Here is a 13,861-nt window from a genome sequence, read left to right on the forward strand (position 1 = left end):
TTTGCGATCCGTATCTCAAGAGGACCATGAGCACCCGCAACCGCCGTCAGTTTGTCCGTCACTTCGCATTCGCATGCCTCCTCCTGCCTCTCATCGGCATGAGCCTCCTGAGCTGCACCCACTCTCAGCCAGTCACGGGCTACCAAACTCTGCGAGCCTGGCACCATGCGGATCCGAGGTCCGCCCACAATTTCTGCCCCTATAAAAACGAGCTGGAGATGTTTGGCTGCACTGAGGCCGAATACGGCGCGATGCATCTGGCCCGCGTGGAGGTGTCGCGCATTGGTGAAGGCGCAGCGAATTACAAAGACGCGAGCCGGACGGTCGTTCTGGATCACAAGGATGACGGAGCCGTGCTGGGCAGGCTGCTCGACTACGACAGCTACGGCGAACCCAATCTCTGCGACTTCGAACCCGCCATCCGGGTGACGGTGGATGCCCCTCATGGACGCTACCAGTTTGATGTCTGCTTTGCCTGCGATGGCGTCTTCGTCCAATCACCCCGCACGCCCAAAGGCCGCAAATCCGGCTCATTCATGCTCCACATGTCTCCGCTGCTGCGTCGCGACATGGTGCAGCTGGCGCAGCGCTTCTTTCCTGCCGACCGCACCCTGAAGCCGGTCTATCAGCGGCAGAAGCGGGAGCGGTGAACACCGTCGAAACAACACTAACAACCGCCGATACAGAGGTTTCGTCAGTTTCGGCGGTTTTGGCAGTTCATTTTGGAGGGAACGTATTATTTAACCGAGCACCACCGCGAGGGGGTATTGGCGGTTTCGGCGGTTTTGGCGGTGCTTTTTAAAAGGGGGACTATTTTTTCGCGAGAGGCAGAGCGTGCTCAAGAGAACCAGCAAAACCAACGAAACTAGGGGTTTTGAGGGTTTTGCTGGTTTTGCTGGTTCCTTTTGAAAGGGGGAGTGTTTTTCTATCGGCTTGCGAGGAAGACCACACCGGAGGCGGTCCAGAGGGTTTTGACAGTTTCGTCAGTTTTGGCAGTTCCTTTTCCAAGAGGTACACCATTCATGAGGATGGCCAGTAAGGGGTGGATGAATGGAGAAACCAGGTAAGTGAGGGGTAAAATCACCCTCATTCTACTTCCTGCCATGACTTGCAGTAAAGCAGCCCTGCTGCTGCGTAGCCAAGATGACTGCTCCACAAGGGAACACCATGCTTCTATTTACCACATAGTGCTACTATAAAGCATTGAATACCTCATCCTATCCTGACCAGCCCTCCCACCACAGGCCGGTTTGTCATCCGGCTCTGCTTGAGCTCACATCTACCATCTAGCTCACCACCAGCTCCCCCACGGCCATAGACGATGAAACATCAAGGCTACGTGTTGATGTTTCAGCCTTCCCTGCCTGCGAATACAAAATTCGTCCCCCTTTTAAAAAGCACCAGCAAAACCAGCAAAACCCTCAAAACCCCCGGTTTTGCTGGTTTTGCTGGTTTTGCTGGTTCGCTTTTGCACGCTCCGCCGCTCGCGAAAATATTCTCCCCCTTTTAAAAGTCACTGCCAAAACCGCCGAAACCGCCAATACCCCCTTTGGGCGGCAGCAAAGGCAGCTCGGCATGCATGGTCCGCCCGTTTCCCACCGTATGTCACGGCACCATGAACACGCTCAACCGCCGTCAGTTCGTCCGTCGCACCGCTTTGGCATCGTTCGCTGCTCCCGCCATTCTGAAGGCGGCAGGCGCTGACAAGATCAACCTCGCCTTCATCGGTCCCGGCGGGATGGGCACGAACCACATCAACACGATGTGCAAACGCGATGATGTGATCTACTCCTGGGTCTGCGATGCCGACTCCAAAAAGGCGGAGGCGGCGGCGAAGAAGATTCAGGAGTTCACCGGACAGATGCCGAAGATCGCCAAGGACATGCGGCAGGTGTTTGATGACAAAGCCGTGCAGGCCGTTCTCATGGCCACGCCGGACCACTGGCATGCCCCGGGAGCGATCCTAGCCGCGAATGCCGGCAAGCATGTCTATGTGGAGAAACCCTGCTCGCACAATCTGCACGAAGGGCGGCTCATGATCGAGGCAGCCGCAAAAAACAAGGTGGCCATGCAGGTGGGCACCCAGAGCCGCAGCACCGCCAGCATCAGCCAGATCATTGAAAAACTGCGCAGCGGCGTCATCGGCGAGGTCTTGGTGGCGAAGGCATGGAACAGCCAGCTAAGAGGGAATCAAGGCCACAAGCCTGAGACGGACCCGCCCGCGAATCTCGACTACGAACTGTGGCTCGGACCCGTGCCGAAGGTGCCGTTTAAGAGCACCTACCATCCCGGCAGCTGGCGCTGGTTTCATCATTTCGGCGCGGGAGATTTCGGCAATGACGGCGTACATGACATCGACATCGCCCGCTGGGGCCTCGGTGTGGACCAGCACCCGAACCGCATCATCGGCCAGGGCAGCAAGCTCTTCTTTGACGACGACCAGGAATGGCCGGACACGCTCTACTGCGCCTTTGAGTATGACATCGCAGGAAAAACGAAGCAGCTCATCTATGAGCAGCGCGACTGGTCGCCCTACGTGCAGGAAGGCCACGAAAACGGCTGCGCGTGGTACGGCACCGAAGGCATGATCATCGGCGGCAAGCAGAAAGGAAGCTGGCAGATCTATGGCCGCAAAAACAAGCTCATCGAAGACATCAAACCCACCTCCGGCCCCGACCTGGCCGCGCATCATGCGAATTTCTTCGACTCCATCCGCACCGGTGCCAAACTGAACGCCGACATCACGATCAACCACATCTCCACCGCCCTCTGCCACCTCGGCAACATCGCCGCCCGCACCCGCAGCGCCCTGGTGTTTGATCCCGCCAAAGAGCAGTTCATCGGCAACGCCGACACCTCCAGGCTGCTCCGGCGGGAATACCGAGAGCATTGGGCGACGCCTGTCGGATAAGGGAACCGTTGACGGTCGTTTACAATGGTTGACGGTAGTTGACGATTGTTTATCCACACCACTCAAACCACCTTAGGCCCCATCGCTATCAACCGTCAACCATCGTCAACAACGGTCAACCACCGTCAACCTTCTTCTCTGCGCCTGCCCTTCCTCGCCTGCCTGCTGGCATTGTCCGGTGCCTGCGCGCTGGTGTACCAAATGGCTTGGCTGCGAGAGTTTCGCCTGGTCTTTGGCGGGGCCACGCCTGCCACCGCTGCGGTGCTGGCGATCTTCATGGGCGCGATGGGCGCAGGCAGCGCACTGTTTGGCCGCAAGGCGGAGGCCTCCACGAATCCGCTGCGGCTGTATGCTTTGATCGAACTCGGTGTGGGTGTCGCGGCATTGCTCACGCCGCTGCTGCTCTCCGTGGTGCGCTCCCTCTATCTCAGCACCGGTGGCATCGCTGCGCTGGGTCAGGTGCCTGCGACGTTGCTGCAGCTTCTGCTCGCGACGGTGGTGCTCGCACCGCCCTGCCTGCTGATGGGCGGCAGTCTGCCAGCAGCCTTCAAGTGGGTGGAGACAGATCAGGACACGCAGCGTGGCTGCCTCGGTGTGCTGTATGGCGTGAACACCCTCGGCGCCCTCACTGGCGTGCTCGTCAGTACTTTCTGGCTCCTGGAACTCTGGGGCATCCGCACCACCGTCATGGCGGCTGCGGGAGTGAACCTCCTCATCGGTGCAGCAGCGTGGTTCGTTTCGCGCAACGAGACCTCGCCAAAGCCAGCGCCGCTAACTGCCCAAGATGCAACCGTGGCTCCTAGCACGCTGACAGCGCGCTTTCTCTACCTCGCCGCAGGCATCACAGGCTTCACGTTTTTCCTCAGTGAACTTGTCTGGTTCCGAATCCTCGCGCCGCTGCTCGGCAGTTCGGTCTATGGCTTCGGCTTGATCCTCGCGCTGGCACTTGCTGGTATCGGCCTGGGCGGACTGCTCTACCGCATGCTGTGGGCGTCGCGGGCAGGTGCGGTCACGCTGGCGGCACTGGCACGTGTGGCGGCATGGCAGGCGTTGTTTCTAGCCCTGCCCTTTGCGCTGGGAGATCGCATCGCCGTCTTCGCCATCGATGTGAATCAACTTCGTTCCCTAGGCCTGCCGGGCCAGATCACCGGTTGGACCTTGATCGCCAGCCTGCTTGTGCTGGGGCCGTCGATCCTCGCGGGCGTGCAGTTTCCGCTGCTCGTCGGTTTGCTGGGCAGCGGCAGCCGTGATGCGGGCAGGCATGTAGGATTCGCGTATGCAGCCAACACCCTCGGAGCCATCACCGGTTCGCTCGCCGGAGGTTTCATTTTGCTTCCATGGCTGACCGCACTCGGTGCCTGGCGCTGGGTCTTTGTGCTCACCTTGCTGCTGAGTCTGGGCGCGGCAGTGCTCGGAGCGCGTTCCACCTCAAAATGGGCATGGCCAATGATGGCGGCGTTATGGCTCAGCGCAGGCAGCCTTATGTTCATTCCCACCGGCCCCACGGCAGCTTGGCGGCACAAACCCATCGGCTACGGTCGCGTGGAGTCGCTGCCGAATTCCATCAATGGCCTGCGCGGATGGCTGCATGCCAGCCGTTGGAAGATCGCCCATGAATTCGAAGGCCGTGAGGCCAGCGTGGCCGCTGTGGACAGCGATGACGGCTACTGCCTCTACGTGAACGGCAAATCCGACGGCTCCGCCTTTGGCGATGCCGACACGCAGGTCATGCAGGGCCTCGTGCCCGCCATGCTGCATCCCGCGCCGCACACCGCTTTCATCGTCGGTCTCGGCACCGGCACGACGGCCGGCTGGGTGGCCGATGTGCCCGAGATGAAGCAGGTGGATGTGGTGGAACTGGAACCCGCCATGGCCGGACTCGCGCGCCATCAATTCGCGCCCGTGAACCGCGATGTGCTGACCAAAGCCAACGTCCACCTCATTCCCGGCGATGCACGCGAAGCTCTGCTGGCTGCAGGCAGCCGCTATGATCTGATCATCTCCGAACCTTCCAACCCCTACCGCGCCGGAGTCTCCACCTTGTTCACGCGGGAATTCTACGCCGCTGCCAAAGCCCGGCTCCATGAGCACGGTCTCTTTGCCCAGTGGGTGCAGGGTTATGAGGTGGACGCCCAGGCCATCCGTCAGGTGTATGCCACGCTCACCTCCGTGTTTCCGCATGTGGAGACGTGGATCTCCGGCCCCAACGATCTGCTCTTCATCGGCCACCTCACACCACCAGAATATACCATGGAGCAGCTGCGCACGCGCATCACGCAGCCACTGTTTGCCGAGGCTCTCAAGCGCGTGTGGCTCACGAACTCCGTCGAAGGCATGCTGGCCCATCATCTCGCCTCGCCAGAGTTTGCCCGCGCTCTGCTGAAGGCCACGCCAGCCAACATCAACACCGACGACCGCAACCTGCTCGAGTACGGGTTTGCCCGTGCTCTTTCCAAGGACAACACCTTTGAGACCACCCAGGTGCTCAGCATGGCCATCGAGCAAGACATGGATGTGCCCGCTCATCTCGCCGCACAGATCGACCGCACACGCCTCACCTATGAACGCCTGCGCATGCTCGCGGCAGATGGTGCCACATCCTCCATTCCATCCGATCTCGATGGCGACGACCAGCGCCGTGCGGACGCTGTCGCCGCCTTTGCCAAAGGGAACTTTGATCAAGTCCTCACGACATGGACGGGCACACCGGCCAGTCCCTTTGAGCAACTGATGCTGCTGGAGTCAGCCGCCCAAGCGGGCACCGCAGAGCAACTGCCTCCCTACATGGCAGCCGTCCGCCAGGACTGGCCGGCCGACGCACACTTCGCCGCCGCGCTGTCCGCCTTCCGCCATGAATCCTATGACGACGCCGCATCTCAATTGCTCGATGGATTCAAAGACATGCGATCACAGGTCTGGGTGCGACTCTCCTCCGTGCAAACCGCGCTCTCGCTGGTACCGCCCCTCGCAGCCAACAATCGTGATCTCGTGCCGCAATTCATGGCCGCATTGCAGCAGCCGTTTCCCGGTGGACTGGCCGAGCCCAGTCGCCTGAACACGCTGATTCAGATCATCACCCTGCTCTCCCCAGAACAGCAGATTGAAGTGCTTTCCGAGTTTGAACCCAACCCACCCTGGCAGCGGCAGTTCCTAGAGTTCCGCGTTAAAACCTATCGCTCCGCCACGCATGCGCTCACGCCGCAGGCAGAGCGTGATTTGCAGGAATTTCTGCGCCATGCCGACCGCCGCTTGGATGAACCGCCGACCAGCGAACGTTGATACACCATGCTCACCACCCTTGTCGTGATCCTTGCGGCTGCGGCGGTTGAACCGTTGCCGAATACAAAGATCGAGGCGCTGCCGAAATCGGCCGCGCTGCCCGGCGACACACCTGCGAAGATCGCTCTCGGTCGTCTTCTGTTCTTTGATCCCATCCTCTCCGCCACGCGCGATGTCGCCTGCGCCACCTGCCACCATCCGCAGCACGGCTGGGCGGATGGCAGGCCGACGCCCATCGGCGTGCATGCCAGCGGCATCGGGCCTACGCGCAAACTCATCCAAGGCGCCCCCTTCCTGCCGTTGACACGCAACACACCCACCATCCTCAACACCGCCTTCAACGGCATCGAATCCAGCAAACCCTTTGATCCCGCCAAGTCCCCCATGTTCTGGGACAACCGCGTGAGCAGCCTCGAAGCGCAGGCCCTGGCACCCATCCGCCAGCGCGAGGAAATGCGCGGCGATGCATGCCGCGAAGCCGAAGCCGTTCCCGCCATGGTCGAGCGCGTGAAAAGCATTCCCGAATACGTGAGGCTGTTTCAAACCGAGATCACCGCCGATAAAGTCACGCAGGCCATCGCCGCGTATGAGCGCACGCTCATCACTCCCGATTCCCCCTTTGACCGCTTCATGCGCGGCGACAAATCTGCCATGACCACCGAGCAGCAGCAAGGCATGGCCGCATTCCAAAAAGCCGGATGCGCCCTCTGCCACAACGGCCCCATGCTCTCCGACTTCAAGCTCCACGCCATCGGCCTCACCGACTCCGCCACGAATCGCACCGAGTTCCGCACGCCCTCTCTGCGCAATTTGAAACACACCGCTCCCTACATGCACCATGGTGGCAGCACCACGCTCGATGAAGTGCTGCTCTTCTACGACCGCCTCATGGATCAAGCCGCCGAAACATTCGAAGGCGGTGATACCACCCTGCCCCCGCTCGATCCCCTGCTCCGCCAGATGAACATGCTCCCCGAAGACCACGAGCCGATCAAGGCCTTCCTCGAATCACTCAACAGCGATGACTACGACAAGTCGGTGCCTGAGCGGGTGCCTAGTGGTTTAAAGTGATGCCTGTTCCCTAGAGACGGAAGGGCAGCTGGGACTCGACAAAGCAGCAACTCTTTGATACCCTGAAAGCGTTATGACAGCCGTCGTGGAAAATATCCGTCAGCAGATTGACCGCCTTGCGCCCGAGGAGGTGAAGGAGCTTTTCGCCGGACTTGAATGCGACTACGCCATCCGAGTCGTCCACACTGAGATCAAAGTCGAGGAACTCAACGCGGCAGATCAAGCCAAGATCGCGGCCTTGCGCCAGGACATTCAGCTGGCGGCTGACGGACTTGATCGCGGAGAAGGCATTGAGATCGACTGGGATGCCAAGCTGGCACGCAGGCATGCGGCTTTTGCGCTTCGGCAGCAGACCGCCTGATCCGTCATGCCCACGGTCATCTACTCAGAGCAGGCAGATCGTGATCTAGACGACATCTGGGACTACATCGCTCAAGACAGCGCACTTCAGGCTGACAGGCTTTGGGATCGTTTTAGAGCTCGGCTGGAATACCTCGCCAAGTGGAACACGTTTGGGCGGCCACGATTCGAACTCTGCGCAAACTGTCGCAGCTATCCGTTCGAAAAATACTGCTTCTACTTTCGCCCCACAGAATCAGGCATCGAGGTGCTGCGAATCCTCCATTCCGCACGCGACCTCGACCAGATCAATTTCTCCGAGTGACCTTCACGCCTACCACGCATCCGTCCGAAACGGCTGCGCTGGCAGGCCATCCAGGTTAAACAAATTCGCCCACTGAAACGCATTGCTCCACGCATAGCGCACTGCGGCAGGCTGCGGCACGTCCTTGCTGGAAACAACCACGGCATCGCCTTCGATTGCAGCATCAGCCCACACGAATTTCTTGTCCGCACCTGCGATGGAAAATCCCTGCAGCTTGTCGCCCTTCTTGAAGGCCAGCCCCTTGCCGCTGTGCTTGAACTTCAGCGTCACTTTGCCACCAGAGATCGTGTGTGAAGCAAGCTGTGGCCCCAGGTATTCATTGCCTTTGTCATACGCCACCGCCAGCGCCACCTGCACGGCGCGCGCACCGTAGCCGGACTTGTTCGGCGGATGAATGCCGTTGCCAAGATCACTGCTGATGACCATGTGCGTGTTCGGATACTTCATGATCTGCTCAAAAGCCACATGCGAGTACTCCTTGTCCGGGTTGTTCGGGATCGTCTTCGGCAATGGCGCAAACTTTTCCGCGAGACGGTTCATCGGCTGTGAATAGTCAAAAGCGCAGCCACCACCGCTGGGCTTCTCCACATAGAGAAAGGGGAAATCGCCCTGGCCCCAGGCTTTGCGCCAGCCGCCAATGAGTGCGCCCATGAGCGTCACCTGATCCACACCCACGATGTTCGTGCGGCTCTCGCCCTGGTCCCACAGCACGCCCTTGATACCGTAACCGACGTAGGGCCTGATGTAAGCTTCAAAAAGCTGGCCCACTTTGCCAAAATTCGTCTCCCCCGCCTTGCCCACAGGTTGCGGCGCACGCGGTGGGCGGGCAGGCTCCTTGCCCTCCTTCTTGGCTGCATCCGCGCTGGTTTTCCACTTGGCGAATTCCTCATCAAACTTGGCCTTGTCCACGGCATACTTGGCCACGAGTTCGTCATACTTGTAGGTGGGCGCAAACGCCTTCACCGCCGCAGCACTCGCGGCATCGCTGCGATACATCTCCTCGCTCAGCCAGAAGCCCGAAGGCGTGCCACCGACGGCGCCCACCATCAGTCCCACCGGCACCCCGAGTTCCTTCTGCAAAGGAAAACCAAACGAGAACAGCAGCGCGCTGAACTTCGGATTCGTCTCCGGCGTAGCCTGCTCCCACGTGGCGTTCGCGTCTTTGCGCAGCAGGCGCAGGTGCGGATAGGTCTGCTTTGCGGCTGCATCCAGCACCGGGTCATCCTTGATATAACTGGCCACCACCATGTCCATGTTCGACTGACCGGAACCGATCCACACATCGCCCACCAGCACGTCATCGATCTTCTGGCTGCCAATCGTCAGCGTGCGCGGCTCCGCACTGGCCCTGAGCGCATCCAGCTTCAAGCTCCACGCGCCTTTGTCATCCGCCGTGGCTGTCTTGCTCTGTCCCGCAAATTCCACCGTCACCTTCTCACCCGGAGCCGCCGTGCCCCACACCGGCACCGCCATGCCGCGCTGCAGCACCATGTGCGGCGTGAAGACTTTTGACAGTTTCACCTCCGCCTGCAATGCGGAAGCCAGCAGGAGGAGCGAACAGAAAGCGAGCGATGATTTCATGAGTGAGGGCTATACGAACGAGCGGGGACAATCTAGCGCAAGACGCACGCATGATGGTGGACAGGCTTCCAGCCTGTCAGTGGATCGAGGCGTCTCGCCTTTGATTCCGGACTCAGGCGGGACGCCCCAGTCCATTGTCAGGCAGGATGCCTGACCTCCGTGCCGCCAAACCTCCATGCGAGGATGCGGCTCTTCTTCTGCCCCTGCGCCATGTCGATGACCTTCACCTCCGCCGCCTTCACTTTGCGCAGCGCCTGTTCAAGTCGCGGCAGATGCTCGCTCTTGGACACCAGCGTCGTGAACCATCCGCATTGGGCTGCAAACTCCGCGCTCTCTTCGATCATGCGTCGGATGAATCCAAGCTCTCCGCCCTCGCACCAAAGTTCATTTGCTTTACCGCCAAAATTCAGCCCCGACGTTTTCCCACCGAGATTGCGCAGCTTCCTCTGCGTGCCCTCCGCCGCTTCAGCAGCCGAACCGTGAAACGGCGGATTGCACAGCGTCAGGTCAAAGTACTCGCCCGGCTGAATCACGCCTCGAAAACACGCAGCCGCCGACTTCTGCAAACGGCACTCGATCAAGTCCGCCACACTTGAATTCGTCGCCACGATCTTCTGCGCCCAGCGCCGCGCCTCAGGATCAACCTCCGCACCCACAAAGCTCCAGCCATACTCGCTCGCACCGATGAGCGGGTAAATGCAGTTCGCCCCCGTGCCGATGTCCAGCACCCGCACCGTCGGCCCGCGCCGCATTGAGATGAGATCCGCCAGATGATGAATGTAATCACTGCGTCCCGGAATCGGCGGACAAAGATACCCAGGCGGGATGTCCCAATGTTCCAAGCCATAGGCATGCTTCAGCAGTGCCTGATTCAGCGCCTTCACTGCCTGCGGGTCTGCATAGTCTATGCTGTCATCGCCATACGCATTCGGTTTCACAAACGCGGCCAATGCCGGGCTGCACGCAATGAGCTGCGGAAAGTCGTAGCGCGTGTTGAATCGATTGCGCGGGTGCAGCCCTGCTTTGGGTGCGCTTTCTTTCTTCATCTTCCACCTCCCGGTGGCGTGCGGTCATCGCCAAAATATTTCTCGCTGCGGTAGCGCAGCCACACGCGCAGCACCTGCGGCACCTTCTCACGCTCCGCTTCGCTCAGCGTCTCATAGAGCGCCATCGCCTTCTCACGCTCACCACGGCACGCACGGTTGTTGTGCGCATCCCAATACGCCCGCGCCACACGGATGCGGCGGCACACCTCTTTGATCAAGGCGGCGCCGGTCAGCGGCTGGGTGCTGGGTTTCTTCTTCGCGGGCATGGGGATCATCTTGGCTTACAGAACCGCCTGAGGCAATGCGTAGTAGCTCCATGCCCGCCCGTATCGCAGCTCTCGCTTTCATCCTTGCCACCCACGCCCTTGCGCAAAGCGGCACCATTCCCGCCGACCGCCCCAGAGCGCGCCCTGCCTCCGCGCTGACTGGTTGGGCGGACTGGGAGAAAGGCGAGGAACTGCTCAAACGCATCCACGTGCCTCCAGCACCCGTGCTTTCCGCCGAGGATGAAGCGAAGACCTTCAAGCTCGCCCCAGGTTACCGCGCCGAACTGGTGGCGTGCGAGCCCATGGTGCAGTGCCCCATCTTCTTCGAGTTCGATCCCGACGGGCGCATCTGGGTCGTCGAATACCAGGGCTACATGCGCGATGTGCAGGGCAGCGGCGAAGGCGATCCGATCTGCCGCATCGTGGTGCTCGAAGATGAAAACGGCGATGGCAAGGCCGACAAGAGCACCGTCTTCCTCGACAAGCTCGTCATGCCTCGCAGCTTTGCCTTCGTGAAAGGCGGCATCCTCCTGCAGGAACCGCCGAAGCTGTGGTTCTGCGAAGACACGGATGGCGATCTCCGCTGCGACAAGCGCACCGAGGTCGGCACCATGGGCGTGGGCGGAAATCCGCAGCACACGGCGAACGGCCTGCGCCGAGGCATCGACAACTGGCTGCACTGCGCCGACTGGCCACACCGCTACCAGTGGAAGGACGGCAAGCTCATCGACCAGCCCACGCTGCATCGCGGGCAGTTTGGCGTCAGCTTTGATGAAACCGGCCGCTTCATCAGCTGCTACGAAAACAGCGCCATGCACATGGACCTCATCCCAGCTGAGGCGCTGCTGCGTCATCCAAACCTCGCCAAACTCGCGCAACGCGGTGGTCGCGGTAGTTTCGGGGTGAATGTGAACGTGGCCAAGGACGCCGCCGAATGCTTCCCCATCCGCGTGACGCCGGCCGTCACGCTCGGTGCCCTCGAACTTCGCGATGACGGCCGCCTGCGCACCTACACCATCGTCTCCGGCACCTGCTTCTATGATGGGGATCAGTTTCCACCCGAGATGCATGGCAACGTCTTCGTGCCCGACTCCGCCGGCCATCTGGTCGGCACGCTGAAACTCAGCGGCGGCATCTCCCCGCAGGCGCAGCGCTTCTTCCCGCCCGAGCAGGAACTCATCGCCAGCACCGACGAACGCTTTCGTCCCGTGAATGCCCGCGTGGGGCCGGATGGCACTTTGTATCTCGCGGACATGTATCATGGCATCATCGAGCATGTGATCTTCATCGTGCCATGGCTGACCAAGCAGATCGAGCAGCGCAAACTCTACGAAGGCAACGATCACGGTCGCATCTGGCGCATCGTGCACGACGGCCCACCACTGCGGAAAAGCCCCTCTCTTTCCAAAGCCAGCACCGCAGAGCTGGTGGATGCCCTGGGTCATGCGAATGGCTGGCAGCGAAACACCGCGCAGCGGCTGCTGGTGGAACGCCAGGAGGACATCGGAGACCCCAATCGCTTTGCAGCGCCACTCCAGCGCCTGCACGCGCTGTGGACCTTGGAAGGCACCGGCAGGCTGACCAAGCCAACACTGCAAAAGGCCGCACAAGATGCCGATCCACGCGTCCGCGCTGCATCGGCGAGATTGGGCGCGGAGATCCCACTCCTGACCGAACCGGATGCGAGCGTGCGCCTGCAGGCCTTGCTCACGCCGCAGAGCACTGCCGCCATCGCTCAGCATCTCACGCAGCATGAAGATGATCTGAGCCGCATCGCTGCGATGACCGGCGTGCATGGCCGTGAAGTGGAGTTGCTGGACCTGCTGCTGAAGCAAACGGACTGGCAGCAGGAATCCGCGCATCGCCGCGAGACACTTCGCCTGCTCACCCAGCTCATTGGAATGGATGATCAGCATGAAGCCGTGGTTTCACGCATCGAGCAGACCTCCAACTGGCAGCGCATGGCGTTGGTGGACGGCTTCCTGGCCACACAACCGAACGACCCACGGCAGATCAAACCCGTGAAGCTCGCTGCGAAGCCCAAATTCCTCGATGAACTGGCAGCAAATCGCGACATCACCGCCCGCGAACGCATGCAGCGTCTGCGCATGTGCCTGACGTGGCCGGGTGCCGACAGCGTGGTCACGGCGACACGCAAGCAACCGCTCAGCGCTGCCGCCCACCAGCAGATCGAGCGAGGTGCTGCCGTGTATCAAACCGTGTGCGGCCTCTGCCATCAGCCCACGGGTTACGGCATCCCCAACGTGGCGCCGCCTCTGGCCGAGAGCGAGTGGGCAACCGGCGAACCGGAACGCATGATCCGCATCGCGTTGCATGGCCTGTATGGCGAGATCGAAGTGAACGGCCAGAAGTGGAACCTCGCCATGCCCGGCCAGGGTGAAAACCCCATGCTGGATGATTCAAAGCTGGCCGACGTGCTCAGCTACGTGCGCAATGCCTGGGGCAATGAAGCCAGCGTGATCGATGCCGCCCAAGTCGCAGCCGTGCGTGCACAGACCAAGACCCGCAAGATGCCCTGGACGGCGGACACGTTGCTGCAAGTAGATGTGAAAGGCGGCAACGCCATTCAAGCCGATGCCGATGGCGTGCTGCTGCTTCCCGCCAGTTTGGCGAAGACCTATGGGCAGAAGCTTGCCTACCGCGCCGCGCTCAATGTGCTCGCCCCCTGGCGCATCGACACCGATGTGGCCGAGTGGTTGATCCAGGTGCCAGCAACGGGCGAATATGAAGTGCGCGTGACACTGGCGGCCGATGAAGCCTCCGCAGGCGATGCCTATGTGATTGAGGCTGAAAGCACCAGCGTGCAGGGCGTGGTGCAGGCCACCGGCGGCTACGAGAGCTTCAAGGAGCAGTCCGCAGGAACCCTCAAGCTCAAGGCAGGCATCCAATCCCTGCTGATGCGACCCGAAGGAGGCCTGAAGCAGGAACTGGCAGATGTGCGTGCCGTGCGGTTGGTGCGCAAGTGAGCAAGAGCCTTGACTCCGGCGGATTCTGCGTTGCGCGACTTTGCGCTGGTATGCCT

At 60.9% G+C, this 13,861-nt stretch carries 11 protein-coding genes; 8 read left to right on the forward strand and 3 right to left on the reverse strand.

The window, feature by feature from the left end:
• The first annotated feature begins 26 nt into the window (after window positions 1–26).
• The 7 genes from AC3RLQ_RS07240 to AC3RLQ_RS07270 all read left to right on the forward strand — a co-directional run bounded on the left by AC3RLQ_RS07240 (window position 27) and on the right by AC3RLQ_RS07270 (window position 7,925).
• Complete coding sequence (locus tag AC3RLQ_RS07240) at window positions 27–650, forward strand: hypothetical protein (protein ID WP_493035703.1); 624 nt, start codon at window positions 27–29, stop codon at window positions 648–650.
• A 671-nt stretch (window positions 651–1,321) separates the two neighbouring features.
• A complete protein-coding gene (locus tag AC3RLQ_RS07245) occupies window positions 1,322–1,510 on the forward strand; it encodes a hypothetical protein (protein ID WP_493035705.1) in 189 nt (62 codons plus the stop codon).
• A gap of 105 nt (window positions 1,511–1,615) precedes the next feature.
• Complete coding sequence (locus tag AC3RLQ_RS07250; RefSeq protein ID WP_493035707.1) at window positions 1,616–2,911, forward strand: Gfo/Idh/MocA family protein; 1,296 nt, start codon at window positions 1,616–1,618, stop codon at window positions 2,909–2,911.
• A gap of 201 nt (window positions 2,912–3,112) precedes the next feature.
• Complete coding sequence (locus AC3RLQ_RS07255) at window positions 3,113–6,190, forward strand: fused MFS/spermidine synthase (RefSeq protein ID WP_493035709.1); 3,078 nt, start codon at window positions 3,113–3,115, stop codon at window positions 6,188–6,190.
• A 6-nt stretch (window positions 6,191–6,196) separates the two neighbouring features.
• Window positions 6,197–7,261 carry a cytochrome-c peroxidase gene (locus AC3RLQ_RS07260; RefSeq protein WP_493035711.1) on the forward strand — a complete coding sequence of 355 codons (1,065 nt, stop codon included), beginning with the start codon at window positions 6,197–6,199 and terminating at the stop codon, window positions 7,259–7,261.
• Between the two features lie 73 nt (window positions 7,262–7,334).
• On the forward strand, window positions 7,335–7,622 hold the full coding sequence (locus tag AC3RLQ_RS07265; protein ID WP_493035713.1) for a hypothetical protein: 288 nt from the start codon (window positions 7,335–7,337) through the stop codon (window positions 7,620–7,622).
• A 6-nt stretch (window positions 7,623–7,628) separates the two neighbouring features.
• Window positions 7,629–7,925 (forward strand): type II toxin-antitoxin system RelE/ParE family toxin, encoded by a 297-nt coding sequence (locus AC3RLQ_RS07270; RefSeq protein ID WP_487688118.1) that lies wholly within the window; start codon window positions 7,629–7,631, stop codon window positions 7,923–7,925.
• A gap of 9 nt (window positions 7,926–7,934) precedes the next feature.
• On the opposite strand, the gene AC3RLQ_RS07275 is transcribed toward AC3RLQ_RS07270, so the two are convergent.
• The 3 genes from AC3RLQ_RS07275 to AC3RLQ_RS07285 form a co-directional block, all read right to left on the reverse strand.
• Window positions 7,935–9,506 (reverse strand): hypothetical protein, encoded by a 1,572-nt coding sequence (locus tag AC3RLQ_RS07275; protein ID WP_493035715.1) that lies wholly within the window; start codon window positions 9,504–9,506, stop codon window positions 7,935–7,937.
• Between the two features lie 137 nt (window positions 9,507–9,643).
• Window positions 9,644–10,552 (reverse strand): 23S rRNA (adenine(1618)-N(6))-methyltransferase RlmF, encoded by a 909-nt coding sequence (rlmF, locus tag AC3RLQ_RS07280; RefSeq protein WP_493035717.1) that lies wholly within the window; start codon window positions 10,550–10,552, stop codon window positions 9,644–9,646.
• Window positions 10,549–10,818 carry a Precorrin-3B methylase gene (locus tag AC3RLQ_RS07285; RefSeq protein ID WP_397384293.1) on the reverse strand — a complete coding sequence of 90 codons (270 nt, stop codon included), beginning with the start codon at window positions 10,816–10,818 and terminating at the stop codon, window positions 10,549–10,551. Before AC3RLQ_RS07285 ends, rlmF begins: the two co-directional genes overlap by 4 nt.
• A gap of 50 nt (window positions 10,819–10,868) precedes the next feature.
• Between AC3RLQ_RS07285 and AC3RLQ_RS07290 the strand changes: the two genes are divergently transcribed.
• Window positions 10,869–13,805 (forward strand): DUF7133 domain-containing protein, encoded by a 2,937-nt coding sequence (locus AC3RLQ_RS07290; protein WP_493035719.1) that lies wholly within the window; start codon window positions 10,869–10,871, stop codon window positions 13,803–13,805.
• Window positions 13,806–13,861: the final 56 nt, after the last annotated feature.

It is taken from the genome of Prosthecobacter sp. GW821-HT29F12 (assembly GCF_058803405.1).